Origin of the sequence: Burkholderia sp. SRS-25 (genome assembly GCF_004343765.1) — a bacterium.
Taxonomy (GTDB): domain Bacteria; phylum Pseudomonadota; class Gammaproteobacteria; order Burkholderiales; family Burkholderiaceae; genus Burkholderia; species Burkholderia contaminans.
Genome location: NZ_PTXM01000009.1, coordinates 58,986 through 82,028 on the forward strand (window position 1 = coordinate 58,986; position 23,043 = coordinate 82,028).

The following is a 23,043-nucleotide window of genomic DNA, read 5'->3' on the forward strand; positions in this document are numbered from 1 at the left end:
CGCCACGCGGAATCCGGGAGCCGCGCTACCAATCGAATCTGTTACCCGTGTCGATGTGCGATCCGAGCGGGAACAGCCGGTCCGTCAAGCCATGACGATGGTCTTCGATTCCATGAACGCGGTCAGCCCTTCGACACCGCCTTCACGCCCGATGCCGGACTGCTTGAATCCGCCGAAGCCGATCGAAAAATCGGTGCGCGGGCCATTGTGGCCGACCGTCCCCGAGCGGATCTGGCGTGCCACGTGCAGCGCACGGGCGCTATCGTTCGTGAACACCGCGGCATTCAGGCCAAATGGGGTGTCGTTCGCCATCCGGATCGCGCTGGCTTCGTCGTCGGCCGGAATGACGCTCAATACCGGGCCGAAGATCTCGTCCTGAGCGATCGTCGAACGGTTGTCCACGTTGCCGAATACCGTCGGCTCGAAGAAGAACCCGCGCTGCAATCCGGCCGGACGTTTGCCGCCGGCTGCCAACGTTGCGCCTTCCTCGATGCCCTTCGCGACGAACCGCTCGACGGTCTCTCGCTGCCGTGCGCTCGCGAGCGGGCCGGAGGTCGTCTCCGGCGCGAACGGATCGCCGACCACGATCTGTCGGGCGATGTTCGATAACGCTTCGACCATCGCGTCGTGTTTCGCACGCGGAACGATCACACGAGTCAGGCTGTGGCAGATCTGCCCGGTGTTGTAGCCGAAATAGGACGGCCCGAGGATGTTTGCCGCAGCTTCGACATCGAAATCATCGAGGATGACGGCGGGCGATTTGCCGCCGAGTTCGAGCGTGACGCGCGCGACGCGATCGCCGGCAATGGAAGCGATCCGGCGGCCGGCGCCTGTCGATCCCGTGAACGTGATCTTGTCGACGCCGGGATGGCGAACCAGCTCCTCGGATACGTCCCGATCGGCCGTCACGACATTGATCACACCGGGCGGCAAACCGATTTCTTCGCAGATCTCGGCGAACAGGTAGGCCGAGCAGGGCGCTTCGGGCGACGACTTGATCACCAGTGTGCAACCTGCGAGCAGCGCCGGCGCGGTCTTGTACGCCATCAACCCGGCAGGACCGTTCCACGGAATGATTTCCCCGACGACGCCGACCGGCTCGTAGACGCGATAGCCGAGATTGCCGGTAACCGACCGGTGCTCCTCGACGAACGGGAAGGTCGACGCCATTGCCGCGTACTGGCGAAATGCGCCGCTGATGAACAGCCCGATACGCGGCTGGGCAATCTTGTACACGATCCCGGTCTCGATCGACCAGATGCGCGCGAAATCGTCGTTCAGCGCTTCCAGCCGCTCCGCGAACTTCTCGAGATAGACCGCGCGTTCCTGCGGCGTCATCCGGGGCCACGGGCCGTTGTCGAATGCGTCACGCGCCGCGGTGATTGCACGCTGCATGTCGGCCGACGCGGCTTTTGCCACGGTCGCCACGACTTCTTCCGTCGCGCAGTCGAGCACATCGAACGTTTCGGCGGTGGACGGTGCCACCCATTGCCCGCCGATGTAGAACTCTCGGGGATGCTTGAGGTCGATCGTTCTCTTGGTCATCTAATTCTCCATGGCCGTCTTCGACGGCGCTTTCCAAATTCCGGACGGCACGGGTGTGCGTGCCGTCAAAATACGATGACGCCCTTGCCACTCGTTTGTTGGTTGAAGTGTGCGTAGGCTTCACCGGCTTGCTCGAGACGCCACTCTTCGGTAAAGAGCTTGTCTACCTCGACACCGTGATCGGCGATGAAGTGGGCACAGTCCTTCATGCCGACTTCGGAGAAGGTGAAGGAGCCGATCAGCGTTCTTTGCTTGCCGATCAGGTCTTTCATTGCATCGATGGTCAGGTTCCCGCCGACCGCGACGAGAACGACACGCCCCCATACTTTCGTGCTGCGAATCGCCTGCGCGCGCGGCAGTTCACCACCGGCACATTCGACTGCACAGGACACGCCTTTTCCGCCCGTCAGCTTGTGGATCTCCTCGACCGGGTCGACCTTGCTGGCTTCGATGCCGTGCGTGACGCCGAATGCCTTTGAGCGCTCGACGCGACTCGGGTTGATGTCGATGCCGATCACCTCGATACCCATTGCGGCGGCGAGTTGAGCGGTGGAGAGGCCGACAGGGCCGAGGCCATAGACGGCAAGCGTGTCACGCGCGCTGATATCCAGACGCAGCAGCGCGCCGTATGCCGTGCCGGTGCCGCACGAGATGGCCGCGCCGCCCTTGAACGACACTTCCTGCGGCAGATGGACCAGGGACGATACCGGTACCTTCATGTAGTTCGCATGCCCGCCGTGACTCAGCACGCCGTAGATGCGCGCGCCGCGATCGCACAGTTGGGTCCAGCCTGTCCGGCAGTGGTCGCAGCAGCTGCAACCCGCGTAATGAAAGACCATGACCCGGTCGCCGACCCGGAACGTTGCGGGATCGACGCCCGGGCCGACCGCGGCCACGACGCCGCAAGGTTCATGACCGCCGATGACCTGGTCGGATTCCATCCGGTCGCGCATGCCGAGCATGCTCAACGATTCCGCCATCCCGTGGCGGTAATAGTGAAGGTCGGTCCCGCACATGCCGGACGCCTTCATTTCGATGACTGCTTCGCCGTATCCCGGAACGGGATCGTCGAAGTTGAGGACGTCGACCTTGCAATTTCCCTGAAAGACCATGCCGCGCATGATAGTTCTCCAAATCTGGTGCGTAGGCTCGGTGCGAGCGGTGCAGCGCTTGCGCGAGGCGTCAATGTTCCGATGCCGGCGCTGTGAGCTCACGCACGACCCGTGGCGCGATCAATGAATGGTCAGGCCGCCCGTCGGGCTCAGCGTTGCACCTGTCAGGTAGGCTGATTCGTTCGATGCCAGGAACGCGACGACCTGGCCGATATCCGTCGGCGCAGCAACACCGAGCGGGCAACCGGCGACGACCTTTTCGTATTGTTTGCGGTGTTGTTCCGATACCTTGCTGTCGGCACCGAACACGGCGTCCCACGACGGGCTGTCGCGCACCACCGTCACGCAAACGCAGTTGACCCGGATCTTGTCGCGCGCCAGTTCCTTGGCGATGACTTTGCTGGCGCGAATCAGGCCGCCGGCAAATGTCGAAACGGCCGTTTGGCCCGGGGTGGGGACCCGGCCGCCTTCCGACGTCACGAAGATCACGCTGCCGCCGCCACGAGGGCGCATGTACGGCAACGCAGCCTGCACCGGAAAGAGCTTGGCGGCCGTATTCTCGGCAACCAGCGCCGCAACGCGTGCGAGATCGATATCGGCGAATGCGCCGCGAACCTTGGGAGACCGCGCCTCGTCGTCATTGCCGCCGGCATTGGCGACGACAATGTCGATGCCGCCGTGGCGACGGGCAGTCTCCGCGGCCAATGCGTCCATATCGTCTTTCGATCGCACGTCTCCCGACAGGAAATCTGCAATGCCGCCAGCCTGCCGGAGCTCGGCGAGGACCGACTCTGCCTTCGCTGCATTTCGCCCGCTGATCACGACTGTTGCGCCGCGCGCTGCGAGCTGCAACGCGATGCCTTTGCCGATCCCACCGGTGCCGCCGGTGACGATGGCTACTTTCCCTTCAAGACTGCTCATCGAAATTGCCTTCAAATCATGGAGAAGTTCGTTCGAGCTCGCCTGTCGGTCGGATACGCACGACATTGCGATTCGTGCGAATCCGGCTGGCGGATCGAGAAGTCTGGCGGCGAGAGGTCAATGACCTCCACGGCGCGCCGTATATCTGCCTGGGCAATAGTAGGTACGGAGCGGCGGTAATTCGAGTGACGTTTTTCGAATGCGGAGTTGCTTATTTTCGAATCCGGGCTTCGTCGAGCCCCGGCATGGCAGACGAATGGCTGTCTCACCCGTCGATCGACGCGTGAAACTCGAGTTGCTCTCAACTGGCAGTGCGGCACCGCGTTCGCGAAACCGCAACGCCGCTTTCGCGAATCTGCATTTGTACGAGGCGGTGGGCGCCCCTAGGATTGACCGAGCTGGCGGGCTTCGTTCGGCAACGAGTAGCCCCGGCAAATTGCCGACGCGCATGGTGCGTCGCTTTCCGAGGCAGGCAGTGGCTCGGATACAAGAGGCGGGGTAGCGATACTCGATCCCGCAAAAAAATCGGAGACAAATTTGCAACGCTGCAAAGGCCAAGGCCCGTTGGCGGGTCTCAAGGTGGTCGAGATCGGCGGCATCGGACCGTTGCCGTTCTGCGCCATGCTGCTAGCCGATCTCGGCGCCGACGTATTGCGAATCGACCGTATCGTGCCGTCGGACAGCGGTGTTTTGCTGGAAAGCCGGTTCGACCTGTTGCGTCGGAGCCGCCGCTCGATCGCGATGGATCTGAAGAATGGCGCGGCAGTCGAGGTGATCTTGCGCCTTGTCGAGGGCGCAGACGCTGTCATCGAGGGTTTTCGTCCCGGCGTTGCCGAACGGCTTGGCGTTGGCCCGGACGACTGTCTCGCGGTCAATCCGAAGGTCGTCTACGGCCGCATGACGGGCTGGGGGCAGGACGGCCCGCTCGCAGACGCGCCCGGCCACGATCTCAACTACATCGGGTTGACCGGAGCGCTCCATTCCATCGGCTCCGAAAACGGCCCGCCGGTGCCACCGCTCAATCTCGTCGGAGATTTTGGCGGCGGCTCGCTTTATCTTGCGCTGGGGGTCGTCAGTGCGATGCTCGAGGCCCGGAGCTCCGGACAGGGGCAGGTGGTCGACGCGGCCATGGTCGACGGCTCCGCGTCGCTGATGACCCTGATATACGGGATGCATGCCGGCAACGCATGGATCGACCGGCGAGGCTCGAATCGGCTGGATTCAGGCGCGCCCTGGTATCAGGTTTATGAAACGAGCGACGGCCGCTACGTATCGCTCGCATCCAACGAGCCGCGCTTTTATCGCGAGACGCTGACCCTGCTCGGCGTGGCCGACGAAGCGCTTCCGAAGCAGCACGACACGGACGGATGGCCGCTGCTGCGCGCACGCTTTGCCGAGATATTCAGGCAGAAGACCCGGGACGAGTGGTGCAACCTCGCAGCCGGAACCAACGTGTGCATTGCGCCGGTGCTCTCATTGACGGAAGCACCGAAGCATCCGCACAACGTCGCACGAGCAACGTTTCAGGAAGTGGCCGGCGTGGTACAGCCCGGCCCGGCACCGCGCTTCAGCCGCACGCCAGGTGCGATCCAGCGGCCCCCCGCCCGGATCGGCGAGCATACGGACGAAGCGTTGCTCGACTGGGGATTTGCTCAACATGAGATTGATGCGCTGCGCAATCGAGAGGTGATTCGGTGAGCGCGCGTGGACGATTCCAAAGATGAATGAAAAGGAGATGTGATGGAGGAGACAATTCATGATTCGCGTGTCGGAACGAAGATAGGTGCAGATCGGCCGTTGGCCGGCATTCGGGTACTCACCGTCGAAAACTTCATCGCGGCGCCGTTTGCTTCGATGTGGTTGGCGGATGCCGGCGCGGAAGTCGTCAAGATCGAGACGCGCGAGGGCGGCGATTTTTCCCGCAGCACGAATCCTGTCAAACAGGACGCGGACGGCAAGCCGAGCGGCCTCGCTTTTCTGCGGGCGAATCGAAACAAGAAGAGCGTCACGCTCGATCTCAAGCACCCGGAAGGCCGGCGCATCTTCACCGAACTCGCCGCGCAAGCCGATGTCGTGATCGAGAATCTGCGGCCGAACGTGATGGACCGGATGGGGCTCGGGTATGCGGACCTGAGCAAGATCAATCCACGCTTGATCTACGGCGCCATTTCCGGGTTCGGACACGACGACATACTGCCCAGTCCGTACGGTGACTTCCCGGCGTTCGATATCGTGGGGCAGGCGATGAGCGGGCTGATGTATCGTCCCGAGCGGAGCGACGACCGCCCGACCTATCTGGGCTTCTCGCTCGCCGATATCGAGTGCGGGATCCTGGCACTCTACGGCGTCGTGCTCGCGCTCCTGCATCGGCATACGACGGGCAAGGGCAAGAAAATCGATATCTCGATGGTCGATGCATCGTTGATCCTCAACGAAATTTCCGTCGCGATGTATTCGGCCACGAAGCGGACGTCGCCCCCCGGGGTACACGCAGTCACTGCGCCGTTCGGAACCTATCGTGCGAAGGACGGGTATATCGTCATTGCGGTACTGGGCGAACACATCTGGAAGCGCTTCGCGGAAGTCATCGGCCGGCCGAATCTGCCGGACGATCCGAGATTTACCGACGGCATGTTGCGCAAGCAGCATCTGGACGATCTGAATGTCGAGATCGACGCATGGCTCGCGGATCGGTCACGCGAAACGGCACTGGCCGAGCTGCGCGCGGGCGGCGTGCCTTGCGCCAACGTGAACGACGTGCCGGACCTGTTCGAATGTCCGCACGTTGCTGCACGGAAGATGCTCATGACGCTCGACGACCCGGTATGGGGCCCCATTCAGGTGGCCGGCAACCCGGTCAAGATGTCGGATGTTCCGGAACCGGAAGCCAAGACGCCGCCGCGTCTGGGCGAGCACAACGCGAATGTCCTGCACGAGTGGTTGGGCATGGACGACGGTGAAATCGGGAAATTGCGGGAAATGAACGTTATCTGAATCCGGTGAACCGATGGCGCGTGTGCGCTTCGCACGGATCGTCTCATGCGCCGCACAACGTCGGGGCGACCTCGGCTTCTCGACTCCCCTGGGGATATGACCGATATCGCCGAGGTTGTCCCGGTCGCCCCTTCTTCGACTCCCAATTGACGCCCGATCACCCCCGGCTTAGTCTCTATGGCTCAATTCAGCAATCCAGCCGAGCGAGAAGACCAAGGAGAGGACATGGCCGGGCTCAGTCTCCACAATCTGACGAGACGCGTCGACCTTTTCACGTTGCGGTTGTTTCTCACCGTCGTGGAGGAGCAGCAGATGCGTCGCGCGGCGGTGAGGGAGAACATCACGCCGTCAGCTGCGACGAGGCGGATCCAGGATCTCGAAGAGATTGCCGGCATCGACCTGTTCGAGCGGCTGCCAACCGGCATGGTCCCGAGCGCTGCCGGCGAGGTGCTGGCCCGTCACGTGCGTTTGCTGTTCGAGAATCTCGACGTGATGCGGCGCGAGGTGGCCGAGTTCACCGAAGGCGTACGCGGTCATATCCGCATCGGCTCCACCAGCACGATCATCGTCCAGTTTCTGGCGCGCGAGATCGCCGAGTTCACGCGGGACTTTCCCTTCGTCGACATCGAGTTGCAAGAGGACGCAAATACCAACGTGGTCGGTGCCGTCGTGGCCGGCAAGGCCGACGTGGCGATGTTCTATGCCACAGACGACATCGACCGGAATGCGCTCGAGATCATCGAGTATCGTACCGATCGTCTCGTTGCCGTCGTGCCGAAAGGGCATAGCCTCGGGGAGCGCGCCAGCGTCACGACGAAGGATCTCCTCGAGCAGAACGTGATCGGCATCTCGGCGACGACTTCGATGATGACCCAGCTGCGAAATGCAGCCGCCGCGCTGGGGCGCGAGCTGGATGTGAAGTATCGGGTCAGCACGATCGAGGCAGCTCGCAGTCTGGTCAAGGCAGGGCTGGGCGTGATGATCCAGCCCGAGAGCATGCTGCCGGTCGAGGACCTCAGCAAAGTGACGCTGGTGGCGCTGGACGAACCATGGGCATTGCGCCGACTTTGCATCGGGACGAGGCGTGGCGATTCACTGACGGCAGCAACGAGGGCGTTCGTTGCCCGGTTCGCTGACTGATAGCGGCGGTTCCAATGACACGCAGCGTCGACATTCGCGCGGTGCGGCGTGCTGTATCGATCGTCAGCATGCGCATGATGTGCGTTCGTGCGATGTCCCTTCACGATTTGCCCGGCAATATCCCCCACACCGCTGAATAAAGCATTCCCTTCAATAAGCCGTGTTGTCTGGACGGCATCGTCGCGACCGTCGACAAGATCGATGAATTCGTCCATCGGCACGTTGCCTTATACCTGCCGCGCCTCGCACGCATGGCGCTTTTGATCACACGAAAGTTGATTCGAATCCGCCGAATCGCCGCTTCGAAATCCGTCACTTGGTCGATAAATTTCGCATCCCTATAGTGGGCGAGAAGATAAAAACCCGGTCGTGAACGGGAATTCGTGAGTTAAAAAGGAGACAACGTGAACGCATCATCCATTCGGACTCGCAGCAGCCTGTTCGTAGTCGTCTTGTGCTTTCTAACGATCGCCGTCGACGGCTACGATCTCATCGTCTACGGCGCAACGGTGTCGTCCCTGTTCGCGGAGCCCGGATGGGGGTTGAGCGCATCGGGTGCGGGAATGATCGGGAGCTGGACACTGGCCGGGCTGATGCTGGGCCTGTTCGGCGCCGGCTCCCTGTCCGATCGCATCGGCCGCCGGAAACTGATCATGGCCGGCGTGCTCTGGTTTTCCATCGGATCGCTGCTATGCGCAGTGGCACATTCCCCGACGCAACTGGGTTTTGCCCGTTTCCTCACGGGTATCGGGTTGGGGAGTGTGGTGCCTTCGTCGGTGGCACTGAGCGTCGAGTATGCGCCTCGCAATCGTCGCCAGCTGTATAGCGCACTCGCGCTGACGGGCTATGCGATCGGCGGCGTCGTGTGTGCGTTGCTGGCGATCTCGCTGCTGCAGAGTCACGGCTGGCGAGTGCTCTATGCCGCCGGCGCGGTGTACGTCGTTATCCTGCCGGTCATGTATTTTTTCCTGCCGGAGTCGGTCAATTTTCTGGTCGACAGCAATCGAATGGACGAAGCACGAGAACTGGCGACCCGCTATTCGATCGACTTCGAACGTGTCCTGGCTGACAACGCCAGCCAACGTCAGCTTCAATCCGCATCCAGCGAATTGCGCGGCTTCAAGCTCGCGATGTCGTCGGACTGGCGGTCAGCGGTGCTGCTGTTCGCGGTCGTGTGTTTCTGTGGCCAGATCGTCGTCTATGGAATGAATGTCTGGCTTCCGACGCTGATGCGCAAGGCCGGGTATCCGCTCGGATCATCGCTGCAGTTTCTTCTGGTGATGCAATTCGGCGCCGCCGTGGGCAATCTGTGTGGCGCGTGGCTGGCCGATCGCTTCGGATCCCGCAAGATACTGATTTCCCTTTTTGCCATTTGCGCAATTTCGTTGCTGGTCATGAGCCAGAAGCCGGATTACATCTGGTTGATGCTCGCCGTGTTCGGTTCAGGTCTGGGGTCGATCGGATCGACAACGCTCGGCTACGGCTACATTGCCGCGTACTTCCCCGCATCCTGCCGCGGCTCGGCTATCGGCACAGCCCAAGGTCTGGGGCGGATCGGCTCGGTGCTGGGACCGATGATCGGTGGGTGGGTCGTCGGGTCGACCCTGGGACATCAGTGGAATTTCTACGTGTTCGCGATTCCGTCCGTGATTGCCGCCATCATGGTGACCCAAATACCGAATAAGACGCGTGTGGACGTGTCGTTGGCGAAGGCCTGATCCGACGTTGCCGTCTCGACGCGCGGCCGCGCACGGCGGCGTATGCGCGCCCCGTCGACTGCAGGCTCGGCGACAGGTGCATGCTCGGTAGCGTACCGCCGCCGGAATGATCGCGACCGTGCCCGACGATTCCAAAACAGGAACGTCGGGCACGTTTCATTTGGAGCGCGCGGCGGCCTCGCGCGATCGAACATGACCGTCCATCGAAGCAGATTGCCCGACGCGAAGGTGTCGCTAACCGTCTTCACCATTTTCGAATCGCCGCTTCGAAAATGACCAGTTGGATCGCTCCGGACGTGGCCCTAACCTGAAGGTCATGACGAACAAGGCCGATGCGCGAGCTGACGCCACACAACTGGAGCGAAGACAAATGGCAAATTTTCTCGACGAATCGCAAACGATGTGGCTCGATACCGTGAACAAGTTCATGGACAACGAGATCACCGTCGAATACGTGCGCAAGTGCGACATGAATCGCGACTACCCGTACGAGGCGTACGAAAAGATCGCGAAGCAAGGGTGGCTTGGCATCCTGATTCCGGAAGCCGAGGGCGGCTCGGGCGGCGACATTTTCGATTACTCTCTGATGGCCGAAGGCCTCGGCAAGTTCGGCTTCGACTTCGCGTGCTCGGTGCTCGTGCCGACGTTCACCGCGATGAACATCATCAAGTTCGGCACGCCCGAACAGAAGAAAAAATACGTGCAGCCGTTCATCGACGGGAAGATCCGCTTCTCCGTGTCGATTTCCGAGCCCGATGCCGGTTCCGATGCGGCGAACACGAAGACGCGCGCCCGCCGCGACACCAACGGCGACTGGATCGTCAGCGGCCAGAAGCTGTGGTGCAGCGGCGCGGCGGCGAAGGACACCGTGATCGCGATGCTGGTGCGCACGAGTACCGACGACAAGCACAAGGGCCTGTCGGTGCTGCTGATCCCGAACAACACGCCGGGGATGGTGATCAACAAGCTGCCGACGCTCTCGCGTCACGCGACCGGTACGACCGAGATCTTCCTCGACGAGGTGCGTGTGCCGGGCGACGCGCTGCTGGGCGAGGAAGGGCAGGGCTGGAAGATCATCACCGAACACCTCGAGCTCGAGCGCTGCGCGGTGGCCGCCGCTTATACGGGTAACGCCCAGCAGGCAGTGACGACGGCGACGCGCTACGCGCACGACCGTATCCAGTTCGACCATCAACTGTACGACTTCCAGGTGATTCGCCACCTGCTCGCCGACTGCCAGACGAAGGTCGACGCGGCGCGTCTGCTCTGCTATCGCGCGGCGCGGATGGCGGCGGACCATGTGCCGTGCAGCCGCGAGGTGTCGATGGCGAAGCTGTACGGGTCCGAGACGCTGAAGGAGTGCGCGCTCGCCGGCATGCAGATCCTGGGTGGCTACGCCAACCTGCCGGAAGCCGACATGGAGCGCTACCTGCGCGAAAGCATTCAATCGACGATCGGCGGCGGCACGTCGCAGATCCAGCGCACGATCATCGCGAAATCGATGCGCCAGTAACGTCGTATCGCTTCATCCGAACGGAGCGCGCGGGCAGCACCGCGCGCCGTTACCCCGAATTCAACAGGAGACACCGTAATGAGCGTTATCAACAACAGCATCAACATCCCGCTCGACGAGCTGGAGGTGGGCACCAAGTTTCGTTCGCCTGGCCGTACCGTGACCGAGAGCGATGTCGTGATGTTCTGCATGTTCACGGGCAACTGGATCGAGATCCACTCGAACAAGGAATACGCGGAGAGAACGCGCTGGGGCGAGCGCATCGTGCAGGGCATGCTGACGTTCTCGCTGATCTCCGGCCTGCTGCAGTTCGGCCCGGCGATCCAGGCGAACTACGGCGTCGACAAGATGCGCTTCCTGAATCCGGTAAAGATCGGCGACACGGTCTACGCGAGCGCCGAAGTCATCGCCAAGAAGGAAAAGGACGACAAGTTCGGCGTCGGCACGATGCTGATCCAGGCGTACAACCAGCGCGGCGAAGTCGTTCAGCGCAGCGAATGGAGCCTGCTGATGCTGCGCAAGCGCGCGGATCTCGAGGCGCTGATCGCTGAAGCGCAGCCCGAGTTCAAGGTCTGAGGAGCGCGGTCATGACTCCTCGTCCGGTTGCGGCGATCGTCGGCATGGGTGACGCCTATGCGTCACGTGCGAATCGCAAGGACCCGCTGCAGTTGGCCGCCGAGGCAACGCTCAATGCGCTTGCCGACGCGGGCATCCGCAAGGACCAGGTCGATGCGGTATTCACGGGACGCTCGCCGTGGGCCGACAAGCGTTCGCAGTGGAGCAACATCTTCATCTCGCACATGCAGATGCCGGTGACGCTCACGAGCGAGCTGACGATGCATGGCGCCGGCCTGACGTCGACGCTCGCGATCGCATCGCAGATGATCGCGGCCGGCCGCGCGGAATACGTGCTGTGCCTGCAAAGCGATGCGACCGAGCTGTTCGTCGACGCGGTGGCGATGGGCGCGGAAGCCGACGCGGACCCGCAGTTCGAAATTCCGTACGGCCCGACGATTCCGGCGTTGTATGCGCAGGCGGCGCAGCGATACTTTCACGAGTTCGGCATCACCGAGGACGATCTCGCAGACGTCGCGATCGCGAATCAGCGCTGGGGGCGCCATCATCCGCACGCCGCGAAGGCGAAGTTCGGCGAGATCGATCGCGCGGCCGTGCTGTCGTCGCCGTATGTGGCGACACCGCTGCGGCGCTGGATGTGTTCGACGTGGGGCGGCGGCACGGGTGGCGCGCTGGTCGTGACCTCGCCGGAAAACGCGCGCAATGCACGTGATCCGGTGTACCTGCTCGGCTACGGATCGGCCACGACGCATGAATACCTGACGGATCGCATGAACATGCGTCAATGCAGGTTCGACAGTCTCGGCGCGTTTCCGAACCTGACGACCACGGCAACGGCCGAGGCGGCGCGACAAGCGTATTCGATGTCGGGGCTGACGCCTGCCGACATCGACATGGCGCAGATCTCGGTGAACTTCGCGCACATGGGGCCGATCGTGATGGAGGATCTCGGTTTCGCGAAGAAGGGACGCGGCATCGATCTCTATCGGGAAGGCCGTACGAGTGTCGACGGCGATCTGCCGACCGATACGAACGGCGGCTGGCTGTCGTTTGGTCAGCCCGGCATTTCATGCAACATGGACAGCATCGTCGAAGCCGTTCGCCAGTTGCGCGGTGAGCCGCTTGGACTGGCGCCATCGCGCCGCCCGAAGACCGCGCTCGTGCAAGGCGCCGGAGGGATGCTCGCAGCGGGTGCGGTCCTGCTCCTGTCGTCCGAGACCTGACACCCGATCGAGAGGACCCCATGACGGAAACCCATTTGCCGAATAGCTGGCCGCAACCGTACCGGTTGCTCGATGCGCAGCCTTACTGGGACGCATTGGCCGACGAGAAACTGACGTACCAGCGCTGTACCGCATGCCGCGAATCGGTATGGCCGGCGCACTCGTTCTGCACGCACTGCGGTGCGAAGTCGCTGGACTGGACGCAGTCGTCCGGCCGCGGCGAGATCTATTCATTCAGCACGATCACGCGCGGGCCGACGCCGGTCTGGGCCGGCATCGTTCCGTACACCGTCGGCTTCATTCGCATGGACGAGGGCTATTTCCTGTTCTCGCAGATCGACGAAGCACCGGAGGCGATACGGATCGGTCAGCGTGTCGAGGTCCGGTTCGTGCAGCGTGGCGAACAGAAGTTGCCGGTTTTCGTGTTGTCGAAACAATAACGCTGACTGCGTGATCAGGCATCGCGCGTCTGCACGCGGCCGAGTCCGTATCGATGCAGTGCCGGCCGATGCTGCGATGACCTGATCGAGACATTGAAGTGGAGGAGCGACATGTTACGAGATCTACCGCTTTCGAACGTGGTGGTGGTTGAATTGAGCGACAGCGCGTCCGCGCCGTTCAGCGGGAAAATACTCGCGTCGCTCGGAGCAGAAGTATGGAAGGTCGAACGGGCGACGGGTGATTCCGCGCGCGGGTGGGGGCCAAGCATGTGGAAGGGCAGCGGCGCGGCCTATCATGCATTGAATCGCGGCAAGCGCAATATCTGCATCGACATCAAGGACAAGGAGCAGTTGGCGACGTTGCATCGGCTGATCGCCGAGCGTGCCGACGTATTCATTCACAACCTGCGGCCGGGGGCGGCCGCGGATTATGGGCTCGACGCAAACAGCCTGCGAATTACGAAGCCGGAGCTGATCTGTTGCGAGATCGGTGCATTCGGCCATGTCGGACCGATGAATACGCTTCCCGGTTACGACCCGCTGATGCAGGCGTTTTCCGGGATCATGAGCATCACGGGCGAAGAAGGTCAGGCACCGGTGCGAGCGGGGGTGTCGATCGTCGATTTCGGCGCGGGCATGTGGGCTGCCATGGGCATTCTGGCAGCGCTGTACCGGCGCCAGATGAAGCACTGCGGGGCGACCGTCAATGCCTCCCTGCTGGAGACCGCACTGGCGTGGATGTCCGTCGGCATCGCGAACTACAACGCCGACGGCGAACCGGGTGGCCGGCATGGGTCGGGCGTCGCGTTTATCGTGCCGCACCGTGCGTTCGCGACCGCGGATGGCTTCCTCATCGTGAGTTGCGCGAACGATCCGCTCTTCGCGCGGTTGTGTACCGCGCTCGACCATCCGGAATGGGCGACGGACGAGCGGTTCGCGACGAACGCGGGGCGCCTGAAGAACCGCGCCGAGATCGACCGCCTGATCGGCGACCGGTTGTCGACGGGAACGCGGGAGTTCTGGACGGAACGGTTGCAGGCCGCTGGCATTCCGGTTGCGCCGATTCAGACGACCGCGGAAGTGCTGGCGCACGAGCAGACGCAGGCGCTCGGCATCATCGAGAAGCCGTCGGACGACGAGATCGGTATCGTCGGCCTGCCGCTTTCGTTCGACGGCAAGCGTTCCCCGCCGCTGCATCTGGCGAAGGATACCGGCGCCGACAATTCTCTCCTCGACAGTCTTCTGAAGGTCAGTCATTAGCCGCTTTTTCCGAAGCAGACGACGATGCGGCATGGCGGATACGGTGCCGTTCGAGTCGTCAAGCGCCACTTGTTGATCCCGCCAGCCGCGCAATTTGGGTCGGTTGGCGGGTCCTTTATTGGCGTACCGGACAGATGACGTTGGTGTACGATCAGGGTCGACGTCAGTCGACGAGGAAGCACATTTCGCTGCCATCGATGCGTTATCGTGGTGAGGCGTTTGAGAGTGGAAGTGCACGCCGTGTGACATGACGCCTGACAACGTCATGAAGACGTGCACGTGAGGAGACATGAGTACATTCAACCGATTGCACCTGATTCGTCAGGTGGATTTGTTTACGCTGAAGTTGTTCGTGTCGGCGGTTGAGGAGCAGCAGATCGGCCTGGCCGCGATCAGGGAAAACATCGCCGCATCCACTGCAACCAAGCGTATTCAGGATCTCGAAGATATTGCCGGCGTAAAACTTCTCGAACGAGGCCCGAAAGGCGTCTCGCCCAGCCCGGCCGGTGCAGTACTCCTGCGCTATATCCGCAAGATTTTCGACGATCTGGACGATATGCGATCCGAGATCGCGTCGTTCACCGACGGCATGCAGGGCGAGCTGACGATCGCATCCGCACGGTCGATCATCGTTCCGTTTCTTTCGCGCGAAGTAGGCGAGTTCAGTCGGGAATACCCGCTTGTCGAACTCGTCATGCAGGAGCTCGAGAATGCCGAAATCGTGCAGGCCGTTGTTCGGGGCGAAGCCGATGTCGGGGTGTTCGCCGCGACACACGAGCTGGATCTCGGCGGTGTCGATGTCACGCCGTACCGGGAAGACAGGCTGATTGCCGTCGTCCCGAAGGGGCATCGCCTGAGCGAGCAGGCCAGCGTGACCTTCAAGGATCTCCTGCCCGAGAATGTCATCGCCGTCACGGCGATGCTGGGGGCGGTACGCGCGGCCACGCGGCGGCTGGGCGAAGAGTACAAGCCGCGCTACAGCGTCAGGAGCGCGGGTGTCGCAGTCAGCCTGGTGCAGGCCGGGTTGGGCGTCACCATTCAACCGGAATGCCTCGTCAGTCATGAACTGTTCAGCCGGGTTGCCGTGCTGGAATTGGCCGAACCATGGGCGTTGCGACGCATTCATATCGCCACGGCGCGCGGTCGAGACCAGAATCCGATTGTGCGTGCACTGATCAAGCAACTGCTGGACCGGCCTCGCGACTGAGTGGCCGCGTCGGCGCTGGATGGCCACGTTCCCGCACTTTCGACATCGAAATCACAACGACAGACAAGGAGAGGCCAGATGCAGCCCATTGTGCTTGGCAGGTTGGAGATTCAGAAGGTTGTCGAGATGGAAACGAGCCTTCCGATCGAAGTGCTGTTTCCGGGTGTCACTGCAGGCGACCTTTCCCGGCTGAAGGGCTGGTACTGGGACGATGTGCTTTCGCTCGATCCGGCTCAAGCGGGGTGCGGCCTGAGCATGCACAGTTACCTTGTGCGTTTCGGCGGAAAGACGATCCTGATCGACAGCTGCAACGGGAACGACAAGAATCGCTCGACCGAAGCCTTTCATCGGCTGAATACGCCATGGCTCGACAGGCTGCGGAAACTCGGCATTGCGCCGGAAGATGTCGACATGGTCATGTGCACGCACCTGCACGTGGATCATGTCGGCTGGAACACGCGCCTCGACAACGGGCGCTGGGTACCGACTTTCCCGAATGCGCGCTATGTCATGAACAGGCGCGATGTCGACCATATCAGTTCGCCGAGCACCCATGCGATGATTCGCGAGCCGTGGCTCGATTCCGTCTCGCCGGTGATCGATGCCGGGCAGGCCGATCTCGTCGACGGAGACGAGGTCATTCTCGGCAAGGTGGGTGACGGCATGTGGCTGCGGCCGGCGTATGGCCACTCGCCCGGAAGCTGCATGATCCACGCTTGCTGCGGCGGTTCGCCTGCGGTGTTCTCCGGCGACGTCGTGCATCATCCGGTTCAACTGATCCGTCCGGATCTTCATTTCGCGTACGACTGGAACGGCGATCTGGCGGAGCGGGTGCGCATCGCGCTGCTCGAGGAAATCGCGGGAACCGATACGATGCTTTTTCCGGCCCATTTCAGGTATGGATCGGGCGGGCACGTCGAGCGGGATGGCGACAAGTATCGCTTCCGCTTCACCCAGGTCTGACGAGTCGGTCCCGTACGCCGATTCATCGAGTGGTGCCGATGCCCCCTCGATTCGTATCGGTATACCGCGTCAGACGAACGCGGGTTTGACGCCGTCGGTTCCCGGTTTGTTGACCCCCACGTTGCCGCGCATCAGCTTGTCGGGATGTTCGACGAGCTCGGTGACCAATGCAGCGACGCTTTTGCGCGAAACCTCGGTTCCCTTGAACGGTTCGTTCCGTGCCGTGACCTCATAGGCCACTTCATCGTTGTCCTGAAGCCAGGCCGCGCGGAGGATCGTGTATTCCGAGTCGGACGCTTCGATCAGATCGGCAGACTTGCGATAGGGCGGCAGATACTGCCCGATCTCCCGACGGTTCCACTCGCCGAATTCGCCCGGTACTTCATCGTAGATGCCGAGCGAGTTGATGAAGATCAGCCGTTTGACGTTCTTGGCCTTCATGGCGGCCAGGATATGTTCGGTCTGGGTGTCCACGTCGCCGGCCAGGTTGGCATAGACGATATCTTGCCCTTCCATGATCCGTGGCAGGAGTTTCTTGTCCAGTACGTCGCCGATTACGACGCTCGCGTTGGCGGGCTCGTTGCCGGCCAGTTTTTTGGGATCGCGGATGAGGAGAGTCTGTTTGACGTCCTTTTTCTCGCCCAGCATCCGTACGACCCAGCGCGCGATCTGTCCGCTGGCGCCGAGGATCAATACCTTGGTCATGGTGTTTATTCCGGATTTGGAAAGTAGGCTTCGCGCAAGAGCGCAGGAGCATGGTCGATGAGCGTGGCGAGACCTGCGCAAGAGCGGCCACCAGGCCGCAGGTGCATCCCCGCATGGAGCGTTGAGCAACGACGCCAGGAAGACTCGTGTCGGCTCCCTGGCGTGAGACGCGGCGATCGCGGCGATGGGTATTACAGGTTTTCCTTGTAGAAGGGAATCAGCTTGGCCAGCGCCTGGCCGACCGGCTCAGGCTTGTCGTAGAGGTCGTAATGCGACCAGCCTTCGACGACCACCAGTTCCTTCTTCTTCGAGGCGGCACGGCCGATGATTTCGCAGCCGTCGCGGTAGGCTCCGAACGCACCGACCTGATCGCCAACCACCACCATCAGCGGCTGCGTCAGCAAGGTTTCGCAGAGGTGGAAGGCATCCCAGCCGATGGCGACGGCCTGATGCGAGAACAGCGCGCGGTTGAGGCCGTTGGGTGCGCGGCCGCGGTCGCTGCGGTAGTACTCGGTGGCGCCCAGCACGTCGATTTCCTTGATCCCGGCTTCCTTGGCCGCCTCGGGCGAAGGCGGCAGCAAGTCGTCCACGCGCAGCGCGGCACCGCGGGCCTCTGCCGTGCGCTGCTTGGCCATGGCCTCCAGCGCACCGATCGGATCAAAGCCGCTGAAGCCTTCGCGCATCAGGCGGCCGTAGTTGGCGCCAGTGACCGTACCAACCGCCTTGATGCGGCGCTCGGTCATCGCTGCATTGATCGAGTAGCCGCCGCCGCCGCAGATGCCCAGCACGCCAATGCGTTCTTCATCCACATAGGGGAGCGTTACGAGGTAGTCGCAGACCACGCGGAAATCCTCGACGCGCAGTGTCGGGTCTTCGGTGAAACGTGGTTCGCCGCCGCTGGCACCCTGGAAGCTGGCGTCGAAGGCGATGACGACGAAACCTTCCTTGGCCAGCGCCTCTCCATACACGTTCCCCGATGTTTGCTCCTTGCAGCTGCCGATCGGATGCGCGCTGATGATGGCGGGATATTTCTTGCCTTCGTCGAAGTTCGGCGGGAAGTGGATGTCGGCTGCGATATCCCAATACACATTCTTGATCTTGACGCTTTTCATGACAGCTCCGTTCAGGGGAGGGGGTAAGTTCGCCAGGCCGAATCGTTGGTAGCCAAGCGGCAACGACTCGAATATAGAGAGCCGATTGGAATTCCGTAAGATCGCAATCTGGACTACAGTGGTATCTTCAAATTGACAATGGCGCCTACATGGATCCCTCACTGCTTCCGTCTCTCGCGTGGTTCGCCCATGTCGCACATCATCGTAGCTTCACGAAAGCGGCTGCGGAAATGGGTGTTTCTCGAGCGAACCTGTCGCAGAACGTGAAGGCGCTCGAACGCCGGTTGAACGTCAAGCTGCTGTATCGAACGACTCGCGACATGTCGCTGACCGAGGAGGGGCAGCGGCTCTACGAGGTGTGGTATCCCGCACTGGTCGCGGTCGAGCGGACGGTCGACGCGCTGCACGAGGAGCGCGACGAGCCGTCGGGGTTGATTCGTATGAATACTTCGCGTGTCGCGGCGAAGACGCTGATCGAGCCACACTTCGAGGAGTTCAGCACCCGCTTTCCGAGACTGGGTCTCGAGTTGGTGATGGATGACGGTCTTGCCAACATCGTCGCCGACGGGTGTGACGTTGGTATCCGGATCGGCGAGAGCCTCGCTCAACACATGGTTGCCGTGCCGATAACGCCGAATCTGGAGATGGCAGTGGTCGGCACGCCGGCCTACTTCAAGCGCTACGGCAAGCCGGTGACGCCGACCGACCTGGCGCAGCACAATTGCTTGCGCTTCCGGCAAGTGAGTGGGGCAATTCATCCCTGGGAATTTACGTCGCCGGAAGAGTCGGGCCACAGTTTCATGGTGGAGCCGCGGGGCAGCATCACGACCAACGATGACGACGGCATGATCCGTGCAGCGTTACAGGGCGTCGGGCTCATCCAGCACATCGACATTGCCGTGCAGCAGCATTTGGACTCGGGGGCGCTCGTGCGTGTGTTGCACTCGTGGTGCAAGCCTTTTGCGGGCTTCTATGTGTACGCACCGACCCGCGCACAGATGCCCGCCAAGGTAAGGGCGCTCATCGATTTCCTGGTGGAGAAGCGCGAGGCGATTGTTGCCTCCCTCGCCAGATAGGCTGAGCGGCGTTCGATGCCGACGATCTTTCATGTTTGACGTATTGCATCCATGGGCCTCACCCGCCCGTTGACGCACGGGGTATACGGCAGCTATTTTTCGGCCCTGCACCTGTCGACCTGTTCCGTGGCATGACCAAGGCAAGCGTTTCTGCGCTGCAGTGCATACACGCTGTAGTGGCTTTTGCCTGCCAATCGGTTCGGCTGCGCCGGTGCTCTCCCATCTTCCGCGCAAATCCTCCACGAGCCGCAATTTTCGGGTGCGTTTTCATCGTTTGCGACGTGCGTGCCGGCCTGGTTCGAGCGAACAGGGCAGCCCGAGGCGCCAGCCGCATCCAGCGTTTCAGCCGGCCGCGACGCAATCGCCGGTATCGCCTCCAGCGGGAATGCGGCTTGCGACAGCGCACCCCGGGAGGCCGATGACCATGGGCGAGAAACAGGTGTTGGAACAACAGGACGCGGACGATGCGCAGCCGGGTAAAAACTGGCTACGCCGCCTCGGTCCAGGGTTGACGACCGGGGCGGCTGATGACGATCCATCCGGCATCGGAACCTATTCGCAGGCGGGTGCCCAGTTCGGCTTCAATCTGCTCTGGACCCTGCTGCTGACCTACCCGCTCATGACGGCGATCCAGCTGGTGAGTGCACGTATCGGGCGCGTCACCGGGAAGGGGCTGGCGTCGAACATTCGCGCCTGCTACCCGATCTGGCTGCTTTATGGCGCCGTCGCGCTCCTTGCGATTGCCAACGTGATCAATATCGCGGCGGACCTTTCGGCGATGGGGGCGGCGGTCGACCTGCTCTTGCCCGGACCACAACAACTCTATGTGGTGGTACTCGGCGTCTTTTCGGTCGTGCTGCAGGTGCTGGTTCCGTACGAACGATACGCCCGGCTGCTCAAATGGACCGCGATGGTCCTGTTCGCTTATGTGGCAGTGGCGCTGATTCTCCCTATCCCCTGGTCCGAAGTCGCTCGCGCGACGATTCGGCCGCGCATCCAGTTGAGCTCGACCTACCTGACCACCGTGGTCGCCGTGCTCGGCACGACTATCAGCCCGTATCTGTTTTTCTGGCAGGCCTCCCAGGAAGTCGAGGAGTTGCGCGCGGCGCCCCGTGATCATCCATTGCGCCGTGCCCCCTTTCAGGCGCCAGTTCAACTACGCCGGATCAGTTTCGATACCTGGTTCGGCATGGGCGTATCGAACGTAATCGCGTTCTTCATCGTGCTGACCGCTGCCGCGACCCTCCATGCGCATCACATCGTCGTCAAGACATCGGCCGACGCGGCGCGTGCACTCGAACCCTTGGCGGGCCACTTCGCCTACGTCCTGTTCGCGCTCGGCATCATCGGCACCGGCTTGCTGGCGCTTCCGGTGCTGGCCGGCTCGACCGCCTATGCGATGGCGGGGACCTTCAAATGGAGAAACAGTCTTGCGTTACGCGCGACGGTAGCGGGACAGTTCTATGCCGTCATCGCTGCCGCGGTCGCGATTGGGCTGGTCATGACGTTCGTTCATTTCGACCCGATTCGCGCGCTCTACTGGAGCGCCGTCATCAATGGGATCACGGCAGTGCCCATCATGATGGTGATGATGCTGATGGCGCAGAGCCGGCGCGTGATGGGCGAGTTCGCAATCAGAGGACCGCTTGCGTGGGGAGGTTGGCTCGCGACGCTCGCCATGGCGCTCGCGGCGGCGGGAATGCTGCTGCCGGGATGAGCCGGCGATCCGGATGGACGATGTGTACACCTGACGCCGACGTCGCCCACTTGCTTCGATCCTCCGAGTGCGCGAATTTCCCAAGGCCCGCGAGATCCAGGATGTGCACCGCTCCGTATTCGGCGGCGATCAGGCCTGCATCGGACAACGTGCGAAGCGCGCGATGTAAGGGTTTGGCGGAAAACGTGCGTACCGCTCGTACGGCTTAGCAAGGATCGAAACCGTCGATCGCATTCGCCCCGCGATTCATCCTGACGATATCCTCATGGCGCGGATCCGCGCCGAGCTTCGCGAACTGCTCGGGCATCCGGTCGCGTTTGGCGGCGGCGTCGCCACGAATCGCCGCGGCAAGCGCGGCGCGCGTCGTCGGTGCGTCCCAGTCGCAACAATAGGCGGGCGTCGACGGCTGCTGCCGCCACGATTCCTCCAGTGACCCGGCATCCACCGGGTCGAAGCCGACCGCATCGACGAGCGCCATCGCGACTTGCTTGGCATCGCCTTCGTCCCCGGCGACCGCCACTGCCAGACGTCCGGGCGTGCCTTCCGGCATGGCGTGCTCGGCGAGCGAATAAGCGAGGATGTTGTTGAACGCCTTGATCACGCGACGGCCGAGTCGATGCGAGACCCACACGCTTTCGGGCATGCCGCCGTCGATGTCGGCGATGCGCGGATCGCGCAGGCCGGGGTAATAGTTGCTGGTGTCGATGATGGGCACGTTCGCGAGCACCGCGTCGAACAGATGCGGCGGCAGCTTCGCCATCGCCGGCAGCGGAATCGCGAGAATGATCGCATCGGCGCCGCGAACAGCGCCCGCCACGTCGACGGCGAGCGCACCGATTTCATTCGCGAAGGACTGCACGTCCTCCGGTCCCTTGGAATTCGCGATTCGCAGGTTGTGTCCGGCTGCCTTCAGCCGGCGCGCCAGCGTCCCGCCGATATTGCCGGTTCCGATGATGCCGATTTCCATGGGGGATACCTCGTTCAAGACTGTTTCGTCGGCCCGCCGTGTCACGCGAGATGAAATTTCTTCCGCAGGCTCGCATCGACCGGGCCGGCCGGCATGAAGCGCCGCAACTTGCGCAGCAGCGACGCCTCGCCGCTAGGTGTATGCCGCATCCGCCATGCGCCGAGCGCCGCGTCGACGACGGTGGCGGCCACGCCCTCGGGGGGCGGCGCCGTTTTCACGCTGTGGACGACGGCGCGCGACGCAAGCGTGCGCTCGCGGTCGTAAGCTGCAATCGGTGCGCTTGCCTGCGGCGCGTTGACGTCCAGGTTGGTCCGCGTAAACGACGGCTCGACCAGCGTCGCGCGAATGCCGAACTGGCGCAGTTCGTGATCCAGCGATTCGGTCAAACCTTCCACCGCATGTTTGGACGCCGAATAGAGCCCCATGTACGGCGCCGGCAGGAAGCCGAGCACCGAGCTGACATTGACGATCCGTCCGCGCCCCTGTGCCCGCATGTGCGGAAGCACGGCGCGGGCCGTACGCATGATGCTGAATACGTTGGTGTCGAACAACGCTGTCGCTTCGGTCACGGAGGTTTCCTCTACCGCGCCGATCAGGCTCGTGCCCGCATTGTTCACGAGCACGTCGATGCGGGCGGCGCGATCGATGATCGTTTGAATACCCGATTGAACGGATGCGTCGTCACGCACGTCCATCTCGACCAGCTCGACGCCGGCGACGGGCGCCGTTTGCGCGATGCTGCGCACGGTGCCGAACACGCGGCACCCGCGTTTGGCGAATTGTTCTGCGGCGACGCGCCCGATGCCCGACGAAACGCCGGTGACGACGACAACGGTGGAATTCGACATGACTGC

The 23,043-nt window shown here is 62.4% G+C and carries 20 protein-coding genes; 13 read left to right on the forward strand and 7 right to left on the reverse strand.

Going from position 1 to position 23,043, the window contains the following annotated elements; translation table 11 throughout:
- Positions 1 to 84 precede the first annotated feature (84 nt).
- The 3 genes from C5O79_RS13800 to C5O79_RS13810 form a co-directional block, all read right to left on the reverse strand.
- The gene (locus tag C5O79_RS13800) at positions 85 to 1,545 is read right to left on the reverse strand and encodes an aldehyde dehydrogenase (RefSeq protein WP_046546406.1); all 1,461 of its coding nucleotides are present in this window, start codon (positions 1,543 to 1,545) and stop codon (positions 85 to 87) included.
- Positions 1,546 to 1,610: 65 nt separating this feature from the next.
- Positions 1,611 to 2,666 carry a zinc-binding dehydrogenase gene (locus C5O79_RS13805; RefSeq protein ID WP_131931406.1) on the reverse strand — a complete coding sequence of 352 codons (1,056 nt, stop codon included), beginning with the start codon at positions 2,664 to 2,666 and terminating at the stop codon, positions 1,611 to 1,613.
- Between the two features lie 111 nt (positions 2,667 to 2,777).
- Positions 2,778 to 3,578 (reverse strand): SDR family oxidoreductase, encoded by an 801-nt coding sequence (locus C5O79_RS13810; RefSeq protein ID WP_174242177.1) that lies wholly within the window; start codon positions 3,576 to 3,578, stop codon positions 2,778 to 2,780.
- 537 nt (positions 3,579 to 4,115) lie between these two features.
- Between C5O79_RS13810 and C5O79_RS13815 the strand changes: the two genes are divergently transcribed.
- The 11 genes from C5O79_RS13815 (at position 4,116) to C5O79_RS13865 (ending at position 16,612) form a co-directional block, all read left to right on the forward strand.
- Positions 4,116 to 5,276, forward strand: coding sequence for a CaiB/BaiF CoA-transferase family protein (locus C5O79_RS13815; protein ID WP_046546408.1), 1,161 nt, complete (start codon positions 4,116 to 4,118; stop codon positions 5,274 to 5,276).
- 42 nt (positions 5,277 to 5,318) lie between these two features.
- A complete protein-coding gene (locus C5O79_RS13820) occupies positions 5,319 to 6,572 on the forward strand; it encodes a CoA transferase (protein ID WP_122478492.1) in 1,254 nt (417 codons plus the stop codon).
- 225 nt (positions 6,573 to 6,797) lie between these two features.
- The gene (locus tag C5O79_RS13825; RefSeq protein WP_122478494.1) at positions 6,798 to 7,712 is read left to right on the forward strand and encodes a LysR family transcriptional regulator; all 915 of its coding nucleotides are present in this window, start codon (positions 6,798 to 6,800) and stop codon (positions 7,710 to 7,712) included.
- Between the two features lie 404 nt (positions 7,713 to 8,116).
- Positions 8,117 to 9,430 carry an aromatic acid/H+ symport family MFS transporter gene (locus C5O79_RS13830; protein ID WP_131931408.1) on the forward strand — a complete coding sequence of 438 codons (1,314 nt, stop codon included), beginning with the start codon at positions 8,117 to 8,119 and terminating at the stop codon, positions 9,428 to 9,430.
- A 370-nt stretch (positions 9,431 to 9,800) separates the two neighbouring features.
- Positions 9,801 to 10,943, forward strand: a complete 1,143-nt coding sequence (locus C5O79_RS13835) for an acyl-CoA dehydrogenase family protein (protein ID WP_039341340.1) — start codon at positions 9,801 to 9,803, stop codon at positions 10,941 to 10,943.
- A gap of 78 nt (positions 10,944 to 11,021) precedes the next feature.
- Positions 11,022 to 11,519, forward strand: coding sequence for a MaoC/PaaZ C-terminal domain-containing protein (locus C5O79_RS13840; RefSeq protein WP_039341337.1), 498 nt, complete (start codon positions 11,022 to 11,024; stop codon positions 11,517 to 11,519).
- Between the two features lie 11 nt (positions 11,520 to 11,530).
- Positions 11,531 to 12,742 carry a thiolase family protein gene (locus tag C5O79_RS13845; protein WP_163009081.1) on the forward strand — a complete coding sequence of 404 codons (1,212 nt, stop codon included), beginning with the start codon at positions 11,531 to 11,533 and terminating at the stop codon, positions 12,740 to 12,742.
- Positions 12,743 to 12,762: 20 nt separating this feature from the next.
- A complete protein-coding gene (locus C5O79_RS13850) occupies positions 12,763 to 13,182 on the forward strand; it encodes an OB-fold domain-containing protein (protein ID WP_046546414.1) in 420 nt (139 codons plus the stop codon).
- Between the two features lie 111 nt (positions 13,183 to 13,293).
- Positions 13,294 to 14,442 (forward strand): CoA transferase, encoded by a 1,149-nt coding sequence (locus tag C5O79_RS13855; RefSeq protein ID WP_046546415.1) that lies wholly within the window; start codon positions 13,294 to 13,296, stop codon positions 14,440 to 14,442.
- 289 nt (positions 14,443 to 14,731) lie between these two features.
- A complete protein-coding gene (locus tag C5O79_RS13860) occupies positions 14,732 to 15,649 on the forward strand; it encodes a LysR substrate-binding domain-containing protein (protein ID WP_039341326.1) in 918 nt (305 codons plus the stop codon).
- A gap of 78 nt (positions 15,650 to 15,727) precedes the next feature.
- Positions 15,728 to 16,612 (forward strand): MBL fold metallo-hydrolase, encoded by an 885-nt coding sequence (locus C5O79_RS13865; protein ID WP_122478500.1) that lies wholly within the window; start codon positions 15,728 to 15,730, stop codon positions 16,610 to 16,612.
- A 69-nt stretch (positions 16,613 to 16,681) separates the two neighbouring features.
- On the opposite strand, the gene C5O79_RS13870 is transcribed toward C5O79_RS13865, so the two are convergent.
- Complete coding sequence (locus C5O79_RS13870; RefSeq protein ID WP_039341318.1) at positions 16,682 to 17,317, reverse strand: SDR family oxidoreductase; 636 nt, start codon at positions 17,315 to 17,317, stop codon at positions 16,682 to 16,684.
- A 191-nt stretch (positions 17,318 to 17,508) separates the two neighbouring features.
- Positions 17,509 to 18,429 (reverse strand): alpha/beta hydrolase, encoded by a 921-nt coding sequence (locus tag C5O79_RS13875; protein ID WP_039341316.1) that lies wholly within the window; start codon positions 18,427 to 18,429, stop codon positions 17,509 to 17,511.
- A gap of 149 nt (positions 18,430 to 18,578) precedes the next feature.
- Here C5O79_RS13875 and C5O79_RS13880 point away from each other — a divergent pair, with 149 nt between their 5' ends.
- Both C5O79_RS13880 and C5O79_RS13885 read left to right on the forward strand, forming a co-directional pair.
- Entirely contained in the window at positions 18,579 to 19,505 is a 927-nt protein-coding gene (locus tag C5O79_RS13880; protein WP_039341312.1) for a LysR family transcriptional regulator, read from the forward strand.
- A 424-nt stretch (positions 19,506 to 19,929) separates the two neighbouring features.
- Positions 19,930 to 21,222 carry a divalent metal cation transporter gene (locus C5O79_RS13885; protein ID WP_122479063.1) on the forward strand — a complete coding sequence of 431 codons (1,293 nt, stop codon included), beginning with the start codon at positions 19,930 to 19,932 and terminating at the stop codon, positions 21,220 to 21,222.
- Between the two features lie 205 nt (positions 21,223 to 21,427).
- On the opposite strand, the gene C5O79_RS13890 is transcribed toward C5O79_RS13885, so the two are convergent.
- On the reverse strand, positions 21,428 to 22,234 hold the full coding sequence (locus tag C5O79_RS13890; protein ID WP_226148664.1) for an NAD(P)-binding domain-containing protein: 807 nt from the start codon (positions 22,232 to 22,234) through the stop codon (positions 21,428 to 21,430).
- On the reverse strand, positions 22,231 to 23,037 hold the full coding sequence (locus C5O79_RS13895) for an oxidoreductase (RefSeq protein WP_122478504.1): 807 nt from the start codon (positions 23,035 to 23,037) through the stop codon (positions 22,231 to 22,233). Before C5O79_RS13895 ends, C5O79_RS13890 begins: the two co-directional genes overlap by 4 nt.
- Positions 23,038 to 23,043: the final 6 nt, after the last annotated feature.